Annotated in this window: 22 protein-coding genes; 2 read left to right on the forward strand and 20 right to left on the reverse strand. The window is 63.9% G+C overall.

The window, feature by feature from the left end; genetic code table 11:
- Window positions 1-83: 83 nt before the first annotated feature.
- The 16 genes from ASF45_RS03065 to epsF form a co-directional block, all read right to left on the reverse strand.
- The gene (locus ASF45_RS03065) at window positions 84-1,565 is read right to left on the reverse strand and encodes a lipopolysaccharide biosynthesis protein (protein ID WP_056656647.1); all 1,482 of its coding nucleotides are present in this window, start codon (window positions 1,563-1,565) and stop codon (window positions 84-86) included.
- Window positions 1,566-1,648: 83 nt separating this feature from the next.
- On the reverse strand, window positions 1,649-2,503 hold the full coding sequence (locus ASF45_RS03070; protein WP_056656650.1) for a glycosyltransferase family 2 protein: 855 nt from the start codon (window positions 2,501-2,503) through the stop codon (window positions 1,649-1,651).
- 6 nt (window positions 2,504-2,509) lie between these two features.
- Complete coding sequence (locus ASF45_RS03075) at window positions 2,510-3,673, reverse strand: polysaccharide pyruvyl transferase family protein (protein ID WP_056656653.1); 1,164 nt, start codon at window positions 3,671-3,673, stop codon at window positions 2,510-2,512.
- Window positions 3,673-4,626 (reverse strand): nitroreductase family protein, encoded by a 954-nt coding sequence (locus ASF45_RS03080; protein ID WP_056656656.1) that lies wholly within the window; start codon window positions 4,624-4,626, stop codon window positions 3,673-3,675. The genes ASF45_RS03075 and ASF45_RS03080 overlap by 1 nt, the downstream gene beginning before the upstream one ends.
- Before the next feature lie 345 nt (window positions 4,627-4,971).
- On the reverse strand, window positions 4,972-6,012 hold the full coding sequence (locus ASF45_RS03085) for a glycosyltransferase (protein ID WP_156472798.1): 1,041 nt from the start codon (window positions 6,010-6,012) through the stop codon (window positions 4,972-4,974).
- A 27-nt stretch (window positions 6,013-6,039) separates the two neighbouring features.
- Window positions 6,040-6,879: a polysaccharide pyruvyl transferase family protein gene (locus ASF45_RS03090; protein ID WP_056656661.1), complete on the reverse strand. Its 840-nt coding sequence runs from the start codon at window positions 6,877-6,879 to the stop codon at window positions 6,040-6,042.
- An 84-nt stretch (window positions 6,880-6,963) separates the two neighbouring features.
- Window positions 6,964-7,839, reverse strand: coding sequence for a glycosyltransferase (locus ASF45_RS03095; RefSeq protein ID WP_056656664.1), 876 nt, complete (start codon window positions 7,837-7,839; stop codon window positions 6,964-6,966).
- Window positions 7,840-7,841: 2 nt separating this feature from the next.
- The gene (locus ASF45_RS03100; RefSeq protein ID WP_056656667.1) at window positions 7,842-9,032 is read right to left on the reverse strand and encodes a glycosyltransferase; all 1,191 of its coding nucleotides are present in this window, start codon (window positions 9,030-9,032) and stop codon (window positions 7,842-7,844) included.
- On the reverse strand, window positions 9,029-10,243 hold the full coding sequence (locus ASF45_RS03105) for a glycosyltransferase family 4 protein (RefSeq protein WP_056656670.1): 1,215 nt from the start codon (window positions 10,241-10,243) through the stop codon (window positions 9,029-9,031). Before ASF45_RS03105 ends, ASF45_RS03100 begins: the two co-directional genes overlap by 4 nt.
- Before the next feature lie 79 nt (window positions 10,244-10,322).
- Window positions 10,323-11,165 carry an aldo/keto reductase gene (locus tag ASF45_RS03110; protein ID WP_162243951.1) on the reverse strand — a complete coding sequence of 281 codons (843 nt, stop codon included), beginning with the start codon at window positions 11,163-11,165 and terminating at the stop codon, window positions 10,323-10,325.
- 37 nt (window positions 11,166-11,202) lie between these two features.
- A complete protein-coding gene (locus ASF45_RS34975; RefSeq protein WP_162243952.1) occupies window positions 11,203-12,213 on the reverse strand; it encodes a glycoside hydrolase family 26 protein in 1,011 nt (336 codons plus the stop codon).
- Window positions 12,206-13,417 (reverse strand): OpgC domain-containing protein, encoded by a 1,212-nt coding sequence (opgC, locus tag ASF45_RS03120; RefSeq protein ID WP_056656679.1) that lies wholly within the window; start codon window positions 13,415-13,417, stop codon window positions 12,206-12,208. Before opgC ends, ASF45_RS34975 begins: the two co-directional genes overlap by 8 nt.
- Window positions 13,414-14,727, reverse strand: a complete 1,314-nt coding sequence (locus tag ASF45_RS03125) for a hypothetical protein (RefSeq protein ID WP_156472802.1) — start codon at window positions 14,725-14,727, stop codon at window positions 13,414-13,416. The genes opgC and ASF45_RS03125 overlap by 4 nt, the downstream gene beginning before the upstream one ends.
- A 2-nt stretch (window positions 14,728-14,729) precedes the next feature.
- The gene (locus ASF45_RS03130) at window positions 14,730-15,767 is read right to left on the reverse strand and encodes a glycosyltransferase family 2 protein (protein WP_056656685.1); all 1,038 of its coding nucleotides are present in this window, start codon (window positions 15,765-15,767) and stop codon (window positions 14,730-14,732) included.
- 1 nt (window position 15,768) lies between these two features.
- Complete coding sequence (locus ASF45_RS03135; protein WP_056656688.1) at window positions 15,769-16,701, reverse strand: polysaccharide biosynthesis tyrosine autokinase; 933 nt, start codon at window positions 16,699-16,701, stop codon at window positions 15,769-15,771.
- 55 nt (window positions 16,702-16,756) lie between these two features.
- Entirely contained in the window at window positions 16,757-18,175 is a 1,419-nt protein-coding gene (epsF, locus tag ASF45_RS03140) for a chain length determinant protein EpsF (RefSeq protein WP_056656692.1), read from the reverse strand.
- Between the two features lie 164 nt (window positions 18,176-18,339).
- On the opposite strand from epsF, the gene ASF45_RS03145 reads away from it, so the two are divergent.
- Window positions 18,340-18,672 (forward strand): hypothetical protein, encoded by a 333-nt coding sequence (locus ASF45_RS03145; RefSeq protein ID WP_156472806.1) that lies wholly within the window; start codon window positions 18,340-18,342, stop codon window positions 18,670-18,672.
- Window positions 18,673-18,732: 60 nt separating this feature from the next.
- Here the strand turns inward: ASF45_RS03145 and folK are convergent, their stop codons facing one another.
- From folK to hda, 4 genes are read right to left on the reverse strand one after another with little or no spacing between them, the layout of a single operon-like run.
- Complete coding sequence (gene folK / locus ASF45_RS03150) at window positions 18,733-19,200, reverse strand: 2-amino-4-hydroxy-6-hydroxymethyldihydropteridine diphosphokinase (RefSeq protein ID WP_056656699.1); 468 nt, start codon at window positions 19,198-19,200, stop codon at window positions 18,733-18,735.
- Window positions 19,201-19,203: 3 nt separating this feature from the next.
- Entirely contained in the window at window positions 19,204-20,754 is a 1,551-nt protein-coding gene (pcnB, locus tag ASF45_RS03155) for a polynucleotide adenylyltransferase PcnB (RefSeq protein WP_056656702.1), read from the reverse strand.
- The gene (locus ASF45_RS03160; RefSeq protein WP_056656705.1) at window positions 20,751-21,437 is read right to left on the reverse strand and encodes an HAD family phosphatase; all 687 of its coding nucleotides are present in this window, start codon (window positions 21,435-21,437) and stop codon (window positions 20,751-20,753) included. The genes pcnB and ASF45_RS03160 overlap by 4 nt, the downstream gene beginning before the upstream one ends.
- A complete protein-coding gene (gene hda / locus ASF45_RS03165) occupies window positions 21,434-22,108 on the reverse strand; it encodes a DnaA regulatory inactivator Hda (protein ID WP_056656708.1) in 675 nt (224 codons plus the stop codon). Before hda ends, ASF45_RS03160 begins: the two co-directional genes overlap by 4 nt.
- A 109-nt stretch (window positions 22,109-22,217) precedes the next feature.
- On the opposite strand from hda, the gene purM reads away from it, so the two are divergent.
- Window positions 22,218-23,270, forward strand: coding sequence for a phosphoribosylformylglycinamidine cyclo-ligase (gene purM, locus ASF45_RS03170; RefSeq protein ID WP_056656711.1), 1,053 nt, complete (start codon window positions 22,218-22,220; stop codon window positions 23,268-23,270).
- The last annotated feature ends 1 nt before the right edge of the window (window position 23,271 follow it).

Consider the following 23,271-nt stretch of genomic DNA (forward strand, 5'->3'; position numbering starts at 1 on the left):
CGCTCAGAGTGCGCGAGTGGGAGAGGGCTAGAGGATGGGGCCGCGGGCGATGTTCCTGTTGCGGTGCATCGCGAGGAACTCCTCTAGGGTCGTGACGTGCTGAACAGGGCTCGTACGTTGCGGATTGCCGTCCATCCTCCAGGCCAGATGGCGTTGCCCAAAAGCCAGATCGCTCCAAAACAGACGCCCAGAACTCCCAACGCGCCGATGGCGTTGAGGTCCGAAGGCAAGGCTGGACGAACCACAATTTGAACGGCCGCAGCTGCGATCAGCGAAGTCACAGCAGGCTGTGCGACCGTAGCCCAGAAGTCCAGGACCCGAATTTTTGTCGTCCGAAACGCAAGTATGAAGGTGGGATACAACGCAAGATAGATGGCCACGCTGTAACCGATGGCTACTCCGATCGGGCCCCACCGCAAACCGGCGACGAAGGCAATGCAGACAATGACCGCGTTGACAGTGCCGAGCAGCAGGTAGTCCCTCGAGCGGCCCGATGAAAGGGTAACAATGCCCCGCAGGCTGGCCACCGGCTGGATGAAAGCGGCAAAGGCCAGGGCTTGGAAGATGGGCACGGCTGCATGCCAATGCGGACCAAGCAACAGACCAATGGCCTCTTCGGCTGCCACGGCCAGAAATGCAACCAAGGGCATGGATGCCAACGCCAGCAGGAAACTGACTTTGCGGTAGTAGGCGCGAAATTGCTCAGGCTGGTTACGCAGTCGGCTCATGGCAGGAAATGCCACCGCAGTAATCGGCGCACGCAGGTTGGTGATGGGGAACATCAGAAGCTGGTATGCACGGCTGTACAGCCCCAGAGCGTCGGCGCCCCACACCCGTCCGATGAGCACATTGTCCAAGTTGCGGTGGAAATAGTTGATGGTTTCGAACGCGGTGACGTTGCCGCCAAAGCCCATCAGTCGCCGCAGTCCGTGGCCCCGTTGGGGCCGTTGAATGCGCAAAGGGGCCAGCCAGACCAGGAGGACGCTGGTGACTGCCGCGGATGCGAGCGTCCCCCAAACCAGAGACCAGTACGAAAGGTTCTTCCATGCAAGCAGGATCGACAGGCCGGCGCCCACCAGGGCGCCCGAGACATCGGCGAACGCTTTGCGCTTGAACCTCAGCTCCCGTTGCAGGCTTGCTGCGTGCTGCCCTCCCAAACTGATCAGCACGAAGGACAGGGCCACGCACATGGTCACCGGCACCAGTGCGGGCTCACCGAACACCATGCCGACCAACGGCGCAGCGGCGGCGGTTCCCAAGGTCAATGCGGCGCCGACTGCAAGATTCATCCAGAAGAGGTTGCTCGCCTGCACGGGCGTCAACGTGCCGGCGGCCTGCACCGCCGCAGCAGACAGCCCGAAATCCTTGAAAACGCCGACAAAGCCAACCACGGACATCACCATGGCGAGCACGCCAAAATCTCCAGGCGCCAGCAAGCGCGCCAAGACAGCGGTGGATGCCAGACTGAACAGCACAATGACCGCCCTAGCTCCCACGGTCGAGACGGCCCCCCGGACAGACTGTTTCTTGATCTCTGACAGATTGGGGTGCGGTGCAGCCTTCATCGCGCTTGCCTCATCAGGTTTGGGCACGCTGCCCGCGCAGGTGGGCTGGTGGCCATTTCAGGGGCTGAACTTGAACACACAGCTCACTTCGCGGGCGCCAATCGTCGCTCATAAAGATACAGCAGTCGGCAAGCCAGCCGAACCAACAACCAGCGCGTCGTCCCCACCGCGGGATAGGCACGCCGCGCCACGGCCGGCCGGTCGATGGGACCGGCCTGCGCAGCCCGCTCCAACAGTGCGGAGAACTCCGCGAGGGAGGCCAATTGGGCTTGCCCGAGGCGAATGCGGCGGCGCTTCTTCATCAGGTCGCGCACGGTGTTGCGCGCTCCATGCTCCACCACCATGGCTGGGCACCAGTCGATGCGATAGCCGTGCGCGTGCGCCCGAATGCCGAACTCATAGTCGCCACCGCTCTGCAGCGTCTGGTTGAACCCCCCCACAATCTGGAACACCGCGCGCCGAACGGCAGTGTTCGCGGTCGCTGCCCAGCCATGGGCCACGTACCAATCCTGGTGCAGGTGTGTGCGCGCGTCGACCAGTTCCACCACGGACGGAGGTGAGTTGGTGTAGGTCATGACGATCGGCCCTGCAACGCGGTCTGACGAACCGGCTTCAAAGTGTCGACGGATGGTTTCGAGCCAATCCTCGCTGGGCACGCAGCCCGCATCGGTGAAAGCGAGGATGTCGCCACGCGCCTGCGACGCCCCGAGATTCCGGGCCGCATAACTGCCCCGCGTACCACACACCAACACCTTGATGGCCACGCCCGAATGCTGACCCGCGTACGCCTCGCAAGCCTTGAGATGCTCGCCGCCCGAGCCATTGTCAACGATGAGGAGTTCATCCTGCGGGCCCAATTGCCTGCTCAGGCGCGCCGCAGTTGTAATGGCGTGGGCCGAATCGCGGTACGTCGGCATGACGACGGAGATGGAGCTCATGCCGCGTCACGCCACCGCGCCGTGTCGCTGGCGGACCAGCGAGAAGATGCCGGCCCACATCTCTTCGCTCAGCTTCTGCTGCGCACTGGCCGCCTGTTGCAAGCTCGCGCGCACGGCATCGTCCTGGGCGGCTCGTACAAGGTGGTCCAACTTGTGTGGCCAAGCCGCACGGTCCGCCAGATCAACATTGAACTCGGGACAGCCATAGTCGGCCATCAATTCGCCATACTTGTGCGTCCAGCCGCATGCGAGCGACGGCACGGCAGCCGACAAGGCGCTCACCAGTCCATGGAACCGCGACGACACCGTGGCGTGGGCCGCCGCGATGACCGCTTTGGTCACCAGGGGAGAGGGCTCATCGACGAGCGTGATCGGTTTGCTGACCTGGGTGTTCAATTCTGCCGCAAGCTGGCGGTCGCCACGGCCTTCGTGCACCAGCAGCAGAACGTCGCGGCCGGTGGCGAGAAAGCGCTCGGCGCACAACCGCAGGAACTCCATGTATAGCGCGCGCCGGCCCTCGTTTTGACCTATCACCATCTTCTCGTTGGGAACGAGCAGAAGCGCACCGCGGACATGGGCCAGGCGCGCCGGAAGGTCGGGGTGCAGCAGATTGGTGAAATCTGGGCTGAGACGGGCGCGATCGCCGCCACCGGTAGCCTGGACATAAGCCATGGACGAGCGATCCCGCGCAAAAACGAGGTCGGCACCACGCTGGGCGCGCTGCCATTGGTGCGCCATCCCGGCGGCTTCGAACGGGCCCAGGGCCTGCGGCAACAGGATCAGGGTTCTTCGATCTGTCTTCCAGTGGCTGGCCGTTCTGCCCAACCGACGTTGAAGCTTCGCCAGTCCCCAATAGTCACCGTAGGCAAAGCCAGATGCGTCCAGAACCACGTCGATGTCATCAGGTGACAGCAATCCCACACCCGCGCGAAACGTTCGCGGCAGCAGGTCGGCCAGGCGGGCAACATCGACGCGTCCTCGCTCTCGCGGATAGGTGCTGTACAGGCCAAGCGCAAGCCGTTGCTCGGCCGGCCAAGACCATGGCAGCCCCAAGCGTGCAGCAGGCAGTTCCTCGCGGAATCTGGCCCGAATTGCCTCAAGCATCAGCAAGGCACCCTTGTTGTAGGGAGAGATCCCAAGGATCTCCACCCCAAGTGGTCTGCGGCGCATCACATCCAAGTCAGCATCTCCTCGACGCTCTTCTTCTCCGAATGGGGCACCAACCCAGCCGGATCCGGGTACCCGACCGCCATCAACATCACGATCCGCTCGTAGGGTTTCAACATCAGCAGGGCAGCGGCCTTGCGTTCGCGCTGTTCCATATCTGGCCAGTTGATGGAGCACGATGCGAGCCCGAGGGTCTCCAGCGCGAGCATGAACTGCATGTTCGCCAGGCTGGCGTCGATATAGATGATGTGGCGATCACGCTCGAACGGGTAAGCGCTGAGGTCGCCAACGACCGCCAGCATGAGAGGGATGCCTTCCGCATAACCGGCCGTCCCCATGGGCAAGCGCGCCAACTTCAGCTTCGTGGCGTTGTCCGCAACGGCGATGTAGCGCAACGGTTGCCGATTGCAGGCCGACGGCGCCTGCGCCGCGGCTGCAATGGCTTGCTCGACGGCAGCGCGCGGCACGTCGGCGGCCTGAAAATTCCGCACCGATGCACGGCGCTGCGTCAAGCGCAGAAACTGGGAGTAGCTGACGTCCATTGGCGGCAGTGATCGCTGTGGCAGCGGCACGGCAGCGGCACTGCTGTGCACCTGCGGCGGCACGCGCAGGCGCAATGTCCGGAATCGCTCCGGCTGTGGTGCTGACGCGGGCCACTTCGTCGCCGCAAAGTACGCGGTAAGGACATCGTGCGCATACCGAATCAACGGCAACTCAAAGTCCTGTGGCGACTTGAGCAGGTCACCAAACGCCGTAAGTGTTTCGTCGATGTAGTCGAGAGCGAATCGCTCCCGGGCCGGCACCATGCAGAGCCCCTTTTCCAGGCGATGCACGTTGCGACGGACAACAACTGCGGCCACGGCACTCGAGGCCACATGCCGAATGTGCTGCCAACGCCCGACCAGGGTGGCATGCTGCTCCCGGGTGAACGATGAGTTGAACAGCAGGTAGTACACCTTTGCACACGCAGGGCACGCGGCACCGGCAGGAAGCAAGACACGGTCAATTCGCTGCCACACCCTTCCAAGGCGGTAACCCAGGAATCCAAAGGCACGCACATGCAAGGGCTTGCGTGGAGCCGGCAGCGATTCCGAAGGTGGCCGCACACTTTGGCCTTCATGGCGCGCCACGTCCGCAGTGTCTAGAGTCATGAGTTCGGTTCACCCAAAACGAGAGAGGTGATAACGGGCAATGGTAATGTTTTGAAACTTTTCTGCGGGAATTTCAGCGCACAGTACCGCCGCAGGAACAGACACAGGGTTCACCACCCATGCTGACCCGACTCTGCAGAAAAGTGTCCATCATTCAACGGCCCCACGAATCTTGCGTAAAAAACCATCAATCGCACGGCCGATGGGTAGCCAATCGTAGGCATCCAACGGCGCCGTTCCATCGAACCGGCGGCTGCGCAGACGGTCGGCAAAGTCTTCAAGCACCTTGGGAGTCAGGTCGCCTTCGTACAAGTACAGCCAATCGGAGCCGACATGCTCTTGCAGCTCGGGCAAACTACCGATCTTCGGCGCAAGGACCGGCCGGTTTCTCGAAAGGGCGTGCAGGGCCGAGCCGCTGTTCAAGATGTTCCGGTAGGGCAGCACAACGCCGTCGCTGGCATCGATCAGGCGTTCCACCTCGGCATCGTCCAAAGGTGTCGTGCGCGCATCCAACGTGATGTTCGGGGCACCTTGCGCGCGTCGCTGCAAATCCTCAAGCAAGTCATTGGCATCCTGCGCCATCCCGCTGACGTGCATGTGGATGGCAGGCACCGCCGCAGCAGCAGAGACTAGCGTGTCCAGATTCTTGTAAGGGCGAATCAAGCCCACGTAGCCAAGACGAACGTTGCCCTGTGGCGGTCGATACACCAGCGGCGGCGACAAGGCCACGTCGCGGTAATGGCCGTGGACCGTGACCAAGCTGCTCTTACTTCGAAGACGGGGGTATTGCTCTTCCACGAGTTGCTGCGACCGCCGCGACAGAAAGATGATGCCGTCCAGCGTGTCGAAAAATCGGTCACGCAGCTTGGCATCGACAACGGCCGTGTCGTGCGGAGTCAGGTTGTGCGCCACCCAGACGACGCGCCGCCCGCCAAGGATCTTGGCAGCCCACAACATCGTGATCTTGGCGTACAACTTCAGCGAGCCGGGCAGATCGCTCTTGCGAAAGAACTGGTCTGGCCAATGAAGGATGATGGCATCTGCCGCCCACACCTTGGCCCAACTCCAGGAGAAATCGTAGGTCGCATTGCCCGCCGACTCAATCGAGGTCCGAAAGAGATCAATGAACTTGTTCAGCGGCAGGGTGCGCGGCATGAGCGCCACGTTCAGATTGCGTTTCGAAGCAGTCATTTCCAGCCCTCCCGCGTCACCACCATCTCATGCCGCCGGGTCGCCAACGCGATCACCTCCGCGCCACAGGTCAATCGGAAATGCATCGAGCAGTGCCTGGGCGTCAAACACGGGCGCTGATTGCCCGCCCATTTCCAAGGCCTGCGCGATGCTGCTCGCCGCCTCGACGCCCCCCCGCCCGGTTCCACGCATGTAGTCGTCGTACTTGAACAATTTCTCGGTGTCGGACAGGCGCACATACCGCGCCGGAATACCGTACGCCTCGGCAATGATGAGGCCGTGCAATGAGCTCGCGACCACAAGCTCGGCTTCCAGAATGCGGGCGACGCACCGGTTCCAGCTTTCCAGAGGGGACACCAGGTCTGCGACGCCTTGGTCCCGCAGTATCTGCATGTCGTGCAGGTTGGGAACGACAACATGGGAACGTTGCGCTGTCGGAACAAAGCGCCCTGGGAACAGCAGCGGCAACAGTAGCGCAGGGTCCCCATAGACCTCGGGCACATTGATTCCGCGCGCCTGCAGAAATTCGCGGGTGAGAGGGCCGCGGACCGCACGCACGTCGAGCTGACTGTAGCGGTGAGCGGATGGGTCCATTTCCTTGCCATTGACGCCCGACCCCCAGACCACGTCACCCGTGCGCGCGAAATGAATGACAGAGCCGATCGCCATCAGGCGCCGCGGCCGAAGCACGGCCTCCTCGATCACATGGCCACGGTCGGCAAGCATCTTGGTGACCACCACCCGCGCAAGATGGTCGCCGAAGTTGCGATGCCCTGAAGCCGGCGACCAGGAGAACACTTCGACTTCGGAAAAATCTGGTGCGGGGGGAGGCGGGGCGGCGACGAGGCGGCGCAGCGTCTTCTGCAAAGCACTTTTCATGGGCATTTGAAAGGGGTTAAGTCAACAGCACCGGGTGCTCGACGGCAAGTGGACCGACGGCAAACATCGGGCTCAGGCCGTTGCAGCACGGTTCGGATCGAACGCTCTTTTGCCCAGGTTGCGCGCCAGCCGCATCGCAGCCTTGAGGGACACTCCCAGCCCAAAGTACCGCCGCACATCCGCCCATTCGACCGAGAACCCGTAGAACGGCGCCAACAGCTGCAGATACAGCATCTGCTTGTCGGTCGACGGCACATCGGGCCACTTGGCGCAGATGCGGCTGAAAGCGTCGACCAGCTTGGGCTTCTTCTTCTTGGAGATGCGGTCGGAACGGTCGTCGTCGGCCAACACGTAGGTGGCTTTGGGAACCAGGTGCGCAGGGCCGCATCGGTTGAGCATGCGCATGAACAGATCCAGGTCCTGCCATGCCGGCATGGCCTCGTCGAAGAGGCCGGCATCGAGATAGGCCTGGCGCCGGGCGAAGATCTGGTTGCCGATGGTGTTGTAGCGAAAGAGGTCCCGGAACTCCGTCACAGCGGGCTTGTCCAGCGTGTAGCTGCGGTGCTCGCTTTCGATCACCTCCGTCGCGTACAGACCACTGTAGCGCTGCCCCTCGGCATCCAAACGTGCCGCGTGCTCAAGGAACAAGGCGAGCCGTTCCGGCGTGAAGCTGTCGTCGTCATCCAGCCCGGTGACCCACTCTCCGCCTGCGGCGCGGATAGCCTTGTTGCGTGCGGCCGGGGCTCCGAGCGACTGGGTGTGGTGAAAGAAGCGCACGCGGCCATCCCGCGTGCTCAGTTCTTCCAGCCAGTCCAGCGTGCCGTCGGTGGAGCCGTCGTCGGCCACGATCACTTCCAACTCCTGGTGGGTCTGTGCCAACACCGAAGCGACGGCGCGTTGCAAAAGAGCCAATCGGTTCTTGGTGGGAATGTAGACGCTGACCAGCATGCTCAGTTCTCGGGTAGCTTGGGTTGCAACGGGGCAGGACCCTCCTGCGCGGCTCCCTGGCCGACGATGTGAAAGTGCTCGCGCACCGCATGGACCAACCGCCGGACATGGCCTCGAAAGGCTTGACCCGACGCCGTGAGTTCAAAGGCAGTCCGGCCCGCATCGGCCAACGCGGCGCGGCGCTCCGCAGGGCGCAACGCGATCAACAGCGTCAATGCGGCCGCCATGTCACCGATGGCGAACCGGCACGAAGCTGGTACATAGGGCTGGGTGCCCGGAAGATCCGGGCATACCACGGGCACGCCCAGCGCCATGGCCTCCAGCATGACCAGCGGCACGCCTTCATAGCGCGAGCACAGCAGCAGCACATCGCTCTCTGCCAGCGCCGTCTGCGCCGACATCCACGGCCGCAACGTCACGTGCCTGGCCAACTCCGGGCGCGCAGCCAGCGCCGACTCGATGTCGGGCTGGTAGGGGCCATCGCCGACAAGGGAGAAATGCAGCCCGGCAAAGCGCGCCGGGTCGGCCTGCATCAAATGGCCGAGCAGCATGTCCAGCCCCTTCTGGTGTGCGTCCAGCCGTCCCAGCACCAGCACGCGCAGGGGGCGGCCCGCAGCAGGCCCGCGCATCGCCACACGCGGAGCATGTTCCAGCTCGGCAGAGATGGTGTTAGGCAGCACGAAGATCCGGCCTGTGGGCCGCGCCCAGTGCTGGAACTCCCGGGCCTGGCCCTCGGTGATGGCCACCCAGCCGCGCGGCACCTTGGCGTAGAACCAGCGCACGAAGCGGTCCTTCCAGATGCCTTGCCGGTAGCCCATCGAGGCAAATGTCCCCAACATCGGCACGTACAGCAGCACGCGCACACCCAGCGCGCGCAGCAGCAGCACATGGGGAATGTGCGCCCCCATGGCGCCGGAGGCCACGACCACGCATTCCGGCTGCAAGGCCGCCACACGGCGACGCAGCCAGCGCAGCTCCCCAATGAGGCCCACGCCACCTGCTGCATGCGGGAACGGCTGGCTGCGCGTGGACTCGGGTGCCTGCGACAACAACCGCGAGCCGGCGCGCGCCAGCAGCTTGGGCTGCACATCATCGGTTTGCGCCAGCTCTTCAATCCAGCGCAGCAACATGACCTCGTGCCCCCCGAAGAACGGGGAAGCATCGACGAACAGCCAGGTGCCTCGCTGCGTCATGCGCGCGCCTGCGAGGCTATGGCATCTGCCGTGCGCGCCGTGCGCACCGCAGCAAGCAGGTCGCTGCCTCGGTCGATCCAACGGTAGCGCGACTGGGCCGCGATGAATGCGCGCTCCTGCAGGCTGTTCAGACGCGCGTCGTCGCCGATGGCATCAACGATCGCCCTGGCAAGACCCTGCAGATCCTGCGCCTGCACCATGCTGGCGCGGATTTCTGGCGGCAACCCAGCGGCGGCGTGGGTCAGCGTCGCCACGGCCACGCGGTTGAAGATGTAATCCAGAAACTTCAGCTTGAACCCACCGCCGATGGCCTCGGGCACGATCGCCAGACGTGCCTGTGCAAAGTGGGACGCGATGTCATCGACGAAGCCATGGATCACCGTGGCCTTGCTGGTTCTGCGCAGGTGTTCGGCCAACTCATCGGGAATGCCGCCGATGACATGCAGTGTGATGCCGTTGTGCTGAAACAACGCGTCAGCAGCTTCCACGAACTGCCGCAAGTTCTCGGACTTGGCCACCCAGTGGTAGTTGCCCACCATGACGACATTGCGCGGGGTCTGCGCCGGCATTTGGGTGCGCTCGGAGACGATGCCATCGTATCCGGGAGTGAGGACCACGCTGGCCGTGCGAGGCGCATCGACCTGAAACTTTTGGGCATCCTCTGGCGTGATGGCAGTGACCAGATCGACGGTGCGCGCAATATGGCGTTCGATGGCACGCGTTTTCAACCAGTTCTGCCACAGGCCGGCATGCTTGAACACCGAGCCCTTGAACCCGCGCACCAGCGAGGCATAGACGGAGGCCTCGTGGTCGTGAGCGACATGCACCAACACCGGCGCCGCTTTGCCGCCGCGCGCCCTGAGAAATGGCGCCATGGCCCATCCCAGCCCGTATTGATCGAACACGACGAAGTCCCAGTGCTGCTGGGCCAACTCGTCGATCAGCTGCCGATACGCCGGCGTGGCATGCGAAGCGGCCACCAGTGGCATGGTGCTCATCAGCGACGGCAGCGTGCCACGCGGCTTGCCGGGAACCAGCCGCCATTGCACAGGCCAGTCGGCGGGCACGGCGTCGGCCGGCTCACAGGCGAAACCGGTGAAGGTGATGTTTGCACCAGCCTGTGCCGCGGCACGCAGCAAACGGGCGGTGTAGATGCGGTCGCCGGTGTCCAGCGGGAAGGGTTGGGCGCGGGCAATCCAAAGTGCTTTCACACCAAGCCTCCCGCGGTGGACGCGATGCTGCCATCGGAGCTGCGCTGCATGCCCATCCCTCCAAAAACCTCGAAAACCTTCATACGTCACGTCCCATGTTCAACACACTGCGGAATGCGGCCACGTTCTGCTCCAGATGGGTGATGCTGGTCGTTCCCATCACCAATCCGCTGAAAGCAGGTGCACGCAACTTCTGGGGCCACGCGTGCGATGTACCCTCCCAGGCCTGCCCCACCAACCGCGAGAACCCACGGACCAACCCGGACTTGCCCTCACGCGTAAGTGCCTGCATCACATCAGCCGCTGCTGCGCTGCCATCGAATTCGTACTGCACCACCTCTATCGCAGCATGCGCAGCGGCCAGCTGTGCGAGCTGCAAGTCATCGCAGGACACACCGAGCTTGAGGAACAAGCCCTGCCGCTGCAGCGCCGCCAGGCGCGTGAACAGCGCAGCGTCGCCCAGCACCTCGGGAGACGGACTGTGCAGATAGAAAATATCCAGGTGGTCGGTGCGCAAACGCGCAAGACTCTCACGCAACGAGCGTTCGATGAAGTCCGGCTGGAAGCAGCGCGGAACACCTTGCGCGCGGGTCTGCGCCACGCGCTGACGAAGGCCTCCGCGACGTGCGGCCAACCAGCGAACCAACGGCTTCAAATGCGCAAGCGCCGCCTGCTTGGGGGTCAAAAGTTGACCTGCCTTGCTGGCAAGGCTGACCTTTGCGCGATCGGGCTCCAATGCAGCGCCCAGCAGCCGCTCGCTGTCTCCCTGTCCATAGATGCTGGCGGTGTCGAAATGCCGTACGCCCAGATCGTAGGCGCGGCGGACTAAGGCAATGCTTGCCTGACGGTCGAGCGGCGTCAGGGCTGAGCCCAGCCTGGAGCAGCCGAACACCAAAACAGGCTCCAAACTCAGGACCGGCATCAACGGCATTCCTCTGCAAAGAAAACACTGCAATCACTCATGTCGTTCCGAAGAATCGCAGGAAGACGGCTTCCGCTTCGGGTTTGGTGCCGTCCGACAAGCGTGCATTGAAGTCCGGCGCTTTGTAGTCCCAATAGTTGTGGTACGCCAGGTCCGACGTTGCCAGCCATTCGGTCATTCTCTCCATGAAATACGGGTCGTCACCGCCACCACGCCCATCCGGTCGCATGCCGGTTCCCCACTCCGGAAAAGACACCGGCTTGCCATGCTCCGCGGCGAACGCGCGTTGCCAAGCCAATCCGAAAGGCGCGCCCATCTTCAGACGCCATCGCTGCTCCGGCGTCGTCGGATTCCAAGAGGTGTTGTAGATGTCCATGCCAACGATGTCGACGAATTCGTCACCTGGATAGACCTGATCCGGCGGCACCTTGCCCCGACTCCAGGCTGTGCACCAGTCAAAGGAGAAAGCCGCGCCGTCGACTGACCGCATGGCGACGACGACACGCCGCCAGAAGTCGACCCAGGCCGCAGGGTCGCGGTCAGCGCGCCAGGGAAACCAGTCCTGGTTCAGTTCCCACCCCAAGCGCACAACGGCATTGCTCAGACCGTATTGCACGAAGGCCTGCGCGACCTGTACGAAATAATGGTCATACTCACCACGCGCTCCGCGCGCGAGGGACACGTCAGCCTCGCGCGACAACAAAGGGACGCCAATCGACATCGGCAGTCCCGCTGCCTGCCAGCAGCGCGAGCCGCGGTGCGCGGCTTTGACCAACTCCAACCACGAAACCTGAGAAAGAAAATCGGAATGCCGCTCCGGGCGCCGTCCCAGCCAACCCGTAAGCTTTTCGAGCCGGGCCGTTCCCGAACAACCCGGCCCCTGGTACGTGCCCAGGGTCGCCCGCGCATGTGAGACCGACGGCGGCGGTCTGGTCATTGTCGCGCCACGGGCGTTCGAGGCACCGTGCGCACCCAATGCACCCACAAGCGGCAGCGCCAACACACGCCGTCGCGACATTCCCGGAGGACCACCATCGATCTCATGCATGTGCACTCTCCTGTAACGTGGACGCTGAAGTTCGGTCTCGCTGCCGATCATCTGCCCCCAACTGGATACGGATGGAGCCACCGGGAGGTGCCCGCCACGGCGGCGTCTTGATCCATTGAAACCAAAGCGCGAGCAGAACGATGAGTAGCAGGTTGGCAAACTGGACGCTTAGATATTCAAGTGAACCGCGCTCGCTCCAGGAGAACAGGCCCGCCAGCACATAGCACGAGACAATGCTGGTCGAGAAGCAGTCGAGTGAATGGGTTCCCACCCGTGCCACGCCACGCATCATTAGATGGCGCTTGATCCATGCATTCGATGGCATGAGAAGGGCGACAAGTCGGACCACCAGCAGGAAGTGCAGCAGGCGAATCGGCTGCATGTTGGTCTTGTCCAGCCACGGAATGTCAAGCACCCCGATCAGGGGAAGACGAACGTCTGCCTTGTCCATGAGCTTGAGCACCGTACACAGGGCAAGAACTGCAAGCACCCTTGTGATCTTGCGCCCCCGACTGGACCGATCCACCTCGCCGAGCGGCCACTCCTTGGCGGTCCACACACCGAGAAAGAACACAAACTGCCATGCCAGCGGATTGAAATGCCATCCGCCAGGCGTATAGAAGTTCAGCGAGGGGTGCAGTTGAACAGCCAGCCAAACGAAGGCTGAGAGCAGCATCGGTAGCCATTTGACACGGGCATACAGGTACAAAAAGCCAGGAGCCATCGCTATCAGGACCATATACAGCGGGAGTACCTCCAGAAAAGCCGGAAAGTACTCAAATCGCATGAAGGCCAGAATGACCCGCTCACCATAGTTCGCAGCAAGATCCAGGCGCGAAATGTCGATCAACCCATTGCTGCGCGAAAAAATCCAGGGCACCACCGCAAGCACGGCCAGGAAGACGAAGCCGTTGCGTACATAGAGTTCCCATGCACGGTGGAGGCCCCGGACCTGCGTGTTCCAGAACCCTCTGCTCACCAGCGAGCGGCTGTAGACGGTCGCGATGACATAGCCAGAGAAGAACACAAAGAACTCCGCGGCGCTGGACCACCCGAGGCTCTGATAGGTGTACAGCTTGAGCGAGGCATTGTTGCCCACCCCCTGCAGCAGAAAGCCCAGGTGGTCCAGACACATCGACAGGATGAAGAAGCCTCGCAGGAAATCGATGCGGCTGTCCCGCTCGGTGGATGTCCCCAAGCTCATGCGCTGACCTCACTCAACCGCTTGTCGAATTTCTCGGGGCTTGGCGGACGCCGCGGCGTCTCGTCTGCAAGGGCGGCACTGCCGCGGGGGTCTGCCGACACCGGCCACAGCACAAGCCCGAACACCAGCGCATGCGAAAACGGGATGTAGATTCCGCCCAAAGCATAGGTCAGGACGAGAACGAATTTGAGCAGACCTGGGGCACGGCTGCGGTGAAAGCAACAGGCAAGAAAGCCGAAATAAGCGGTCGCACCGACAAGTCCGAACTCGAACACCATCTTGAAAAAGATGCTGGTTCCAGAGACAGGCACATTGGCCAGCGCCTTGAAATCATCGACAGTGCCTGCTCCAAAGCCAAACAGCGTGCGCAGGGGGTCTGGCCACAAGAACTGCTCAAACAGATAAAAGCCACCTACAAAACGTGCAAAGCCGCTCGATCCGGTGGCAGAGAATTCACCAGCGCGTGCAAAGAACACCCGAACGAAGACGACATCGGCGAAGCTCGCAGCGACGAGAACAAGGATGACCGCGGCCGCTCCGACGATCAAAACGTCCCAGCGGCCCTTGGACATGAGGATGAGCGGCACGGCCACAGCAACCAGCACCAAACCGGTCCCCGAATAAGAAACGATGATGGCCGCAATCAATGTCGCGAGAACCGCCCAGCGCATCCGCGTGAGCATCTCAACCACCATGGCCACGGCCAGGAACTGACTGAAGAACGAAGGCTCCAGCATGACCACGCCGTTAGCTCTGTAGTACGGAGACCCGTATTGCAAGTGTGTGAACGGATTGAACAAGGCTACCTTGAGCTGGGACGGCATGTAGCTTTCGATCGGAAACGCAGGCCCGGGGCCGACGACGAATTGCGCCGAGAACTGCACAAGGCCAAGAATACCGACCACCAAGGCCAACTTCACGAACCAATCCAGCAGGCGGGCATAGTCAGGCAGCGGATTGAGTCGGAGGACATAGGGGAAATGCACCACCGACAACATCAGCAAGGAGAGCACCGAAAAGCTCTCCCCTCGCAACGCCTGGGTTCCCCAGAGTACAGACATCGCAATGGCATAGGCGATGAAGCGCGGGACATCGACCACCATCTTTCCAGCCACCAAGCCCAACGCAGAGGCGGCGGAGATGAGCGGAATCACAATCGAAATGCCCATGCCACCAAATGGCGGCACCGACAGTTTGGAAAAAACACTCGCACCTAGAATGGGCGTTGCACCGATCCAGCGCAAAAGACGCTCGTCAGCGGCCCTTCCCCCTTTGCCCTTCTCGACGGATGCGTCTGCTGAAGAGTCCATGCTTAGCCGCGCTCCACGACGCCCACAGCGTGAATCGTCAAAGGAACGGCGGCCTCGGGCGTCCAAATCTGTTCGCGCGTCGTGATCATGCCGGTGAAGAATCCCAAGGCCCAGGCCCAGTGCATGGCAGCAGCGGCAGGCCCGGCCAGCAAGCCGCAGACAGAGCGATAACGCAGCGCCAACTGCGCTGAAACGAGCACGAGAGCGGCCACATACAGGCCGGGCCACAACAGCAGCGCAGGCCACCACGACGCAAGCAGGACGGCTGCCACACAGGAGGCGACATACATCGGCACCGCAAGCTGCCGCGCACGCAAGGACGATGGGTGGCGCCTGACCGTGCGGGAACGCCCCCGCCCGTAGTTGAAGTATTGCCGCCACAGGCCCGCAAGCGTCCCGCGCGGGCTATAGCCAATGCGGATGTCTGCATCCAGATAGATCCGGCTGCCCAATGCACGTTGGCGGCAATCGAGTTCGGCATCTTCATTGTGGGTGAAGGATTCATCGTAGCCGCCCGCGCGGAGGAAACTGGCCATGCGGAACGCTGCATGGTGGCCGTGGTCGATGAAGCCGCTGCGGCGCCCTCCCCTGTGGGCCGAGCCTCCCGACCCCAGCGGCGTGTCCGACACCCATGCCACGGCCCGCTGCAAACAGTTGCTGCCACCGGAATCCATGGGGACGACCACAGCGTCAGCGCCCGTCCGTTCCAACGTCTCAATCAATCGGCGAACAAACCCAGCCGGGTAGCCGGCATGCGCATCGCACCGGATCAGCACATCGGCCCATCCGCCATCGACCCGGGCGGCAAGATTGACGGCCGCACTTTGAATTCTTCGAGGGTTGGGAAGCAAGCTCAGCCAAGGCCGGCTCTGTGCAAGCTCTGCGACCCGCTGCACAGTGCCATCGGTGCTGCCGCCATCCGCAACAACGACGCGAACGCGATGCTGCTGCGGCCAATCCATCGCCAACGCGTCAACTACCCCGTCTATATGGGCGCGCTCGTTGAGCGTCGGAACTACGACAAGAATCGACAGACCCATCTCAATGCTCGTTGAGCAGCACGCCGGCAATCTTGGCGTGCGAACGCGCGATCTGCTGCACGAGATCGTGCAATCCATCCATGCGCGTCCGGTTGCGTCTACCGATCACCAGAGCAGCGCCACACCGGGCTGCGAGCACGCGGCTGTCAGCCCCCCGCACAGTGGCGGGCGTATCGACGATGACGTGGTCGAAGCGGCTCAGGACGTCCTGCATCAGAAAGCTGAAACTTGCACGTTGCATCAATTCGAGCGGGTTAGGTGGCAATGTGCCGACCGTCAGCAAGTGCATGCCGGGCAAGCCCGAGATGGCTTGTTCGACGTCAACCCCAGCGCGCCCGGCCAGAATGTTGCTCAATCCGCTAGCAGGCTCTACGCCAAAGATCTTGTGTTGGCGCGGCGTGCGCATATCGCCATCGATCAGTAACGTGCTTTCACCCAATTGGCTGAAAACGACTGCCAGATTCGCCGCAAAGTAGCTCTTCCCGTCGCCCACATTCGGACTCAGGACAGCAAGAGCACGGCGGGGTTGGTCAGGGGCCAGTACCCCCATGAGCAGTTGACTGCGCACATCCCGGAACACCTCCGCCGCCGCGCTGAAAGGGTCGGTGGCCGTTACCAGTTCTCCTCCAAGGCCGCCAAGACCACCTTCTGCAGCGTAGGGATAGTGAAACTGCTGCGACAGCGCCCAGAGCACATCGTCGCGGGAGGCAAGCTTGAGCGCAATTGCCGCATCGCCGAACCGCATGCCGTGCTGCCGCTGATGCTGCAGTATCAGCTCGACTTGGCGGGCATCGAGCTTGCGTAACTCACGGATCAGATCGCCAATCGAACGATCCACAAGTTGCGCGGGCGGCCCTTGTTCGTGGCCCGTGGCGTCCTCTGGCGCAGACGCCTCGTCGGAGCGGGTTTCCTGCCTTCCTTCCAGCACAGTCATGGCATTGCGTTGCGGACGGCCTGATTGCATATTCATTGGAGTAGGAACTTCCAGTTCAGTTGAGCTTGCCGTGGGGCGCCGAACCGCCAGCGATTTGCGCTGTCCATCCGATGCTTCGCTTGGGTTGCGCGGCCTGTTCGGGCAGCACGCCCAGCAAGGGCAGCTGCAGCCCCCGCAGCACGTCGTCCTCCGTCCGAAGGCGGCGGTCCCGCAGTTCGGTTCCGAGCGCCGCAGCCAACGCCAGCAGCGTCGCGGCCAGCACGCCGACGGCAAGGTTGAGAACCACACGCGGCTCGGATGGGCTGGTCGGGGGCGTTGCTCGCTTCAGGACGCTGACGTTGGTCTGCGTGGACTCGCTTTCGACATTAGTCTGGCTTGCCCGCGTCATGATGGTGTCGTAGGCGCGTCGCGCGTTGTCGACGTCGCGCTGCAAGACGCCAGCTTCATCACGCAGGACCTTGAGCTCCAGCAGCTTGGCACGCTGCTCGTCCACGGCCACCCGGGCCTGCGCAAGCCTTGTCTGATTGACATTGTTGTTAACGGTAATGCTGCCGGTCACACGCCGCGTCTCTGCCGCGATCGTTGCGCGCAGCTCTGCAGTCTTGGCTTTGAGCTCAATCATCTCCGGATGCCGTTCGCCGAGGCGTTCGCCCAATTCCTTCTGACGCGCCTCCTGGCGAGCAAGTTCGGACGTCATGTTGGCAATGACGGGGTTCGTCAGCACTTCCGGCATGCGGTCCGGACTGGCAGCCGCCTGACTTTGGCGTCCCCCGGTCTCATTGGCTGCCCCCTGCAACACAACGAGTTGAGATGACAGCTCCATCAGCCGCTGGGTCTCCACATCGACCCGCTCATCGGTCGCAACCAGGCCATGCTGACGCTGGTAGGCAGACAGTCTGGCCTGGGCACGCTCCAGATCCTCTCGCAGTTGCTTGCCATATGTGTCGAAAAAGCCACGATATTGCTTCGCCGGGTCGACGCGCAGTTCCAAGGTTGTTTCGACGTAAGCGTTGACCCACGCGTTGGCTATCTCCGCCGCCCGCTCTGGCACTGTCGAGGTGTAGTTGACGGTGATGACGTTCGAGTCGCGCGTGGGTATGGCCTCCATGTCGCGCAGGAGCGAGCCCGCCATGGCCGCGTTGTAGTCACCACGCCCCTCGCTTGCCTCAACCCACCGTCTGCGGCGCTCTTCGTCCTTGTCCCAGCCCAGCGCCTGTGCCACGCGCAGTGCTACACGATCGCTGCGGACTACGCCGAGTTGCGTCCCCATGTAGCTACTGTTGGTCATTCCCGGCAAAATCATCCCGGCAATCGGATCGGGCGACTTCACGTCGAGCACTACCGTTGCCGACGCCGTGTACCTAGGCTCCTTGAGAAACGTCACCGCGGCCACCAAGGCCACCACAGCCACCCATACCAACGCCGCCAGCCTCCACCGGGCCCGCAGCAACACAAATATTTCCGCAAGTCTCATCGACGACTCTCCTGAAGACGGGGATTCTCGGGCCAGTCGGCCTCGACACAGCCTTCGATAGTACTTTCAGGCCACTTAGTCCTTTTGGACTATTGCTGCACTGCACAATAGTCTACATACTAACCCTGAGGCTCCAATCCACTTTGCACAATAAGGACTCCACCATGCGGAAAGCTTTTTCCATTGCAGCATGCGCGCTTGCCCTCTCGTGTGCCGGGATGGCACAGGCAGCGAACGAGTCGGACGCTGTGTCGTCCGTGACGAACCAGATCAGCAGCCGCTTGCAACAATTGGTCCAGTTCGTCCAGGGAAATCCGGCCGCCGCGCCGAAGACCCAGACGGCTTTCGAAGCAGGCAGCATCGGCAACCGCAGCCGCACCATGGTGGCCGGTGCGCCGGTCCCGCAGGCCGAAGAGCAGACCGGCCAGGCGATGCTGCTGGCAGGCTTGCTGGTCATGGGTGTCATCATCAAGCGCCGCTCCGGCAAGCGCGACTGAGCGCCACCCCGCCCGTCGGTCAGCGCACACCGCTGGCCGGCCCCTCATCCCGCAGAGGGCCTATTTCTCACATCGCGTGACCTGCTGGTCAGAGACCGCCTCCAGCGCCCCTGGTGGCACCAAGCCGGGTTCGATCTCGGCCAGCGGCCGCAGCACGAAGGCACGCTGCCACATGCGCGGGTGCGGCAGCTTCAGCCGCGGCAGGTCCAGCACACGGTCGGCATACAGCAGCACATCGAGATCCAGCGTTCGCGGTGCGTTGACGTAAGGGCGCTCCCGCCCGGCCTGCAGTTCGAGTGCCTGCAAGGCATCCAACAGGTCCAGCGGCGCCAGGTGCGTCGCCAGCCTCGCCACGGCGTTCACGTAGTCCGGGCCGCCCGCATCGACCGGTGCACTGCGGTACAGCGACGACGAGCGCACGAGACGTGTGCCTGGCAGCCGGTCCAGTTCTGCCAGCGCCCACAAGACGGTCGCACGCGCATCGCCCAGGTTGCCGCCCAGGCCCACGAAAGCGGTGGCGGCGGCCACAGCTCAGACGCCGTTGTCCGGCGCGGGTGTGGTCGCGACGCGCTCGCCGGCCGGCTTGCGGCGGCGCCGCCGTTTCTTGGGCGCCACGGCGGTCTCATCGTCCTGGGGCGCTGCCGCAACATCCGATGCATCGGCCTCGCGCTTGGGGCCTTTGACGACGCGCACGCGCGCGCGGCCCGATTCCTCCCGCGCCTGGTCCAGCAGATCCTGCCGGCGCTCGTCGCTGGCCAGGCTGAACTCCTGCCACCACTCGGCCAATGCCTCGTCGATCTCGCCGCAGTCGGCTCGCAGGCGCATGAAGTCGAATGCGGCACGGAAGCGCGGCTGTTCGACCAGGCTCCAGGGCGCGCTGCCGGTGCGCTTGTCAAAGCGCGGCTGCATGGTCCAGGTCTCGCGCATGTCGCCGGCCAGCTTGCCGCGGCCCGAGACGTCGCCGATGCGCGCGCTGAACACGTCCTCGATGGCGTCCTGCAGCGCAGGGAACGGCGGCTGGCGCTTGTGCTCGACGCGCGTCTTCCACCCGTCGCGCACATCGGCCCACAGCACGCAGGCCAACAGGAAGCTGGGCGCCACAGGCTTGCCCTCGCCAACGCGGCGGTCGGTGTCCTGCAGCGCGGCGCGCACGAAGGGCTGGTCGGCGCGTTCGACCACGAGGTCCAGCAGCGGGTAGATGCCGGTCGCCAGGCCCAATTCCTTGAGCTTGTCGACGGTGGCGATGGAATGCCCGGTCTGCAGCAGCTTGAGCATCTCGTCGAACAAGCGGCTTTGCGGCACGTCGGCCAGCAGCTGCTGCGACTTGACCAAGGGTGCTGCGGTCTTGGGCTCGATCTTGAAACCCAGCGCGTTGAGCTTGGCCGCGAAGCGCACGGCACGGATGATGCGCACCGGGTCTTCGCGGTAGCGCGTGGCGGCGTCGCCGATCATGCGGATGCTGCGGTTCTGCACGTCCTTCAGGCCATCGTGGTAGTCCACCACGATCTGGCGCTTGGGGTCGTAGTACATCGCGTTGATGCTGAAGTCGCGCCGCGCGGCGTCCTCTTCTTGCGGCCCCCAGACGTTGTCGCGCAGCACGCGGCCGGTGGCGTCCACGGCATGCTGCATGCCGGCCAGTTCGCTCTTGCTGGTGCGCTCGTTGCCGGCCACCTGCTCGGCGGCGGCGTTGTCCAGGTAGGCGCGGAAGGTGGAGACCTCGATGACCTCGTGCTCGCGCCCGCGGCCGTAGACCACGTGCACGATGCGAAAGCGCCGGCCGATGATGAAGGCGCGGCGGAACAGGCCCTTGACCTGCTCGGGCGTGGCGTTGGTGGCCACGTCGAAGTCCTTGGGCTTGAGGCCCACCAGCAGGTCGCGCACCGCGCCGCCGACGATGTAGGCCTCGTAGCCGGCCTGTTGCAGCGTGCTGACCACGTTGGCGGCGCGCTCGTCCACGAGGTTCGGGTCGATCTTGTGGACCTCGGCCGCAATCTCCTGGCGCTTGCCGAACTTGGGGCGGGCACGGCTGGCGGGGGCGGCGGAACTCTTGCCCAGCAGCTTGTCGATGAGTTTCTTGATCATGTGAGTTTTTCGAACAGGTCCAGGATGCGCCAGCCGCGCGCCTGCGCGACCGCCCGCAGGCGGTCGTCGGGATTGGTGGCCACCGGAACCTGGACCTTCTCCAGGAGCGGCAGATCGTTGATGGAGTCGGAGTAGAAGGTGCAGTGCACGCTGTCCCAGGTCAGGCCGCGTTCCTCCAGCCAGGCCTGCATGCGCGTGACCTTGCCCTCGCGCGCCGAGGGCACGCCGCGGATCGCACCGGTGATCCAGTCGCCGCCGTCGGGCAAGGGCGCACGCTCCAGTTGCACGGCGATCAGGTGCTCGATGCCCAGGGCCTGGGCGATCGGCGCGGTGACGAACTCGTTGGTGGCCGTGACCAGCAGCAATGTGTCGCCGCGCGCGCGGTGCAGCTCGACGAGTTCACGCGCCGCCGGCAGCAGGGCCGGCAGCACCATCTCGCGCATGAAGTCGGCATGGGCGACGGCCGCCGCCTGGGGGCCACGTTCGCGCACGGCGTCGGTGGCGAAGCGCACGTAGTCGTGGATGTCCAGCGTGCCGGCTTTGTAGTGCGCGTAGAACGCGTCGTTGCGCCGGGCAAAGGCCTCAGGGTCGGTCCAGCCGATGCGGGTGGTGTAGACGCCCCAGGCGTGGTCGGAATCGATCTGCAGCAGCGTGTGGTCCAGATCGAACAAGGCCAGGTTCAAGTGTGCTCCAGCATGGACTTGATCAGCGGAATGGTGATGGCGCGCTGCGTCTGCAGCGCGTAGCCGTCCAGATGGTCCAACAGTTGGACCAGGCTGGCGAGGTCGCGGCTGAAGCGCCGCAGCATGAAGTCCATCACCTCGTCGGGCAGGAAGATGCCGCGCGCGTCGGCCTGCTGGCGCAACACGGCGCGGCGCTCGGCCTCGGACAGCAGCTGCAGCTGGAACACATGGCCCCAGCCCAGGCGCGAACGCAGGTCGTCGCGCAGCGGCAGGTCGGCCGGCGGCAGCGTGCCGGCACCCAGCACCCAGCGCTGCAAACCCTGGGCGTTGACGAACCAGTTGAAGGCCGCGTGCTGCTGCACGGCCGAGTAGTGCTGCACGTCGTCCAGCAGCACGGCGGCCCAGTCCTCGTCGAATTCCGGGGGCTCGGCCACGCTCGGGTCGAGCCAGCCGATCTTGCCGCCCTGCTCGCGCAGTGCGGCGCGCACGGCCTCCAGCAGATGGCTCTTGCCACTGCCCTCGGGCCCCCACAAGTAGGTGGGCACCGGCGAGCGCGTGGGGCTGCCGGACCACAGCTGCAGATGCTGCAGCGCAGCCTCGTTCGGTCCGGCGAAGAAGTTCGCCAGCGTAGGGCCGGAAGCCAGACCGATGTCGAGGGCCAACTGTTGCATCAAGGGGATGGAGCGAGGTAGCGGGGGGAGCCCCCGTAGAATTCGCGCGGATTTTAGTCTTCTCCGCGTACCCATTGCCCCCTGTGCCGTCGCAGGCACCCTGCCCCCCATGAGCAACACCCCCGCCTCCCCCTCCCCGCTGTCCTACAAGGATGCCGGTGTCGACATCGACGCTGGCGACGCCCTGGTCGAGCGCATCAAGCCGCTGGCCAGGAAAACCATGCGCGAGGGTGTGCTGGCCGGCATCGGCGGCTTCGGCGCGCTGTTCGAGGTGCCCAAGCGCTACCAGGAGCCCGTGCTGGTCTCGGGCACCGATGGCGTGGGCACCAAGCTGCGCCTGGCCTTCGAATGGAACATGCACGACACCGTGGGCATCGACCTGGTGGCCATGAGCGTCAACGACGTGCTGGTGCAGGGCGCCGAGCCGCTGTTCTTTCTGGACTACTTCGCCTGCGGCAAGCTGGATGTGGACACCGCCGCGGCCGTGGTCGGCGGCATCGCCAAGGGCTGCGAGCTGTCGGGCTGCGCGCTGATCGGCGGCGAGACCGCCGAGATGCCCGGCATGTACCCGCCCGGCGAATACGACCTGGCCGGCTTCGCCGTCGGCGCCGTGGAGAAGAGCAAGATCCTCACAGGCCGCGACGTGGTCGCCGGCGACGTGGTGCTGGGCCTGGCCTCGGCCGGCGTGCACTCCAACGGCTTCAGCCTGGTGCGCAAGTGCATCGAGCGCGCAGAAGCGGCCGGCAGCTTGCCCGCCCAGCTGGACGGCAAGCCCTTCAAGCAGGCCGTGATGGAACCAACCCGGTTGTACGTCAAGAACGTGCTGGCGGCGCTGGCGCAGCACCCGATCAAGGCGCTGGCCCACATCACGGGCGGTGGCCTCCTGGAGAACATCCCGCGCGTGCTGCCCGACGGCCTGGCCGCGCACCTCAAGGCCGGCAGCTGGCCGCAGACCGAGCTGTTCGCCTGGCTGCAGGCCACGGCCGGCATCGACGACACCGAGATGAACCGCACCTTCAACAACGGCATCGGCATGGTGGTCGTGGTGCCGGCGGCCGCGGCCGAAGCCACGGCAGCGACGCTGCGCGCGGCCGGCGAGACGGTTCACACCATCGGCGCCATCGCGGCGCGCGGCGACGGCGCTGCCGTGGTGGTGGCCTGAA

This window comes from Pseudorhodoferax sp. Leaf265, from assembly GCF_001422365.1.
Lineage (GTDB): Bacteria > Pseudomonadota > Gammaproteobacteria > Burkholderiales > Burkholderiaceae_C > Pseudorhodoferax.

Excerpts from the sequence above, each read along its gene's own strand:
- epsF (WP_056656692.1), bottom strand. The coding sequence starts at position 18,175 with ATGAGACTTGCGGAAATATTTGTGTTGCTGCGGGCCCGGTGGAGGCTG.
- ASF45_RS03130 (WP_056656685.1), bottom strand. The coding sequence starts at position 15,767 with ATGGGTCTGTCGATTCTTGTCGTAGTTCCGACGCTCAACGAGCGCGCC.
- pcnB (WP_056656702.1), bottom strand. The coding sequence starts at position 20,754 with ATGATCAAGAAACTCATCGACAAGCTGCTGGGCAAGAGTTCCGCCGCC.
- ASF45_RS03065 (WP_056656647.1), bottom strand. The coding sequence starts at position 1,565 with ATGAAGGCTGCACCGCACCCCAATCTGTCAGAGATCAAGAAACAGTCT.
- opgC (WP_056656679.1), bottom strand. The coding sequence starts at position 13,417 with ATGAGCTTGGGGACATCCACCGAGCGGGACAGCCGCATCGATTTCCTG.
- ASF45_RS03085 (WP_156472798.1), bottom strand. The coding sequence starts at position 6,012 with ATGACTGCTTCGAAACGCAATCTGAACGTGGCGCTCATGCCGCGCACC.
- ASF45_RS34975 (WP_162243952.1), bottom strand. The coding sequence starts at position 12,213 with ATGCATGAGATCGATGGTGGTCCTCCGGGAATGTCGCGACGGCGTGTG.
- purM (WP_056656711.1), top strand. The coding sequence starts at position 22,218 with ATGAGCAACACCCCCGCCTCCCCCTCCCCGCTGTCCTACAAGGATGCC.
- hda (WP_056656708.1), bottom strand. The coding sequence starts at position 22,108 with ATGCAACAGTTGGCCCTCGACATCGGTCTGGCTTCCGGCCCTACGCTG.
- ASF45_RS03095 (WP_056656664.1), bottom strand. The coding sequence starts at position 7,839 with ATGCTGGTCAGCGTCTACATTCCCACCAAGAACCGATTGGCTCTTTTG.
- ASF45_RS03125 (WP_156472802.1), bottom strand. The coding sequence starts at position 14,727 with ATGGACTCTTCAGCAGACGCATCCGTCGAGAAGGGCAAAGGGGGAAGG.
- ASF45_RS03145 (WP_156472806.1), top strand. The coding sequence starts at position 18,340 with ATGCGGAAAGCTTTTTCCATTGCAGCATGCGCGCTTGCCCTCTCGTGT.
- ASF45_RS03070 (WP_056656650.1), bottom strand. The coding sequence starts at position 2,503 with ATGAGCTCCATCTCCGTCGTCATGCCGACGTACCGCGATTCGGCCCAC.
- ASF45_RS03100 (WP_056656667.1), bottom strand. The coding sequence starts at position 9,032 with ATGACGCAGCGAGGCACCTGGCTGTTCGTCGATGCTTCCCCGTTCTTC.
- ASF45_RS03075 (WP_056656653.1), bottom strand. The coding sequence starts at position 3,673 with ATGCGCCGCAGACCACTTGGGGTGGAGATCCTTGGGATCTCTCCCTAC.
- ASF45_RS03110 (WP_162243951.1), bottom strand. The coding sequence starts at position 11,165 with ATGCCGGTCCTGAGTTTGGAGCCTGTTTTGGTGTTCGGCTGCTCCAGG.
- ASF45_RS03135 (WP_056656688.1), bottom strand. The coding sequence starts at position 16,701 with ATGACTGTGCTGGAAGGAAGGCAGGAAACCCGCTCCGACGAGGCGTCT.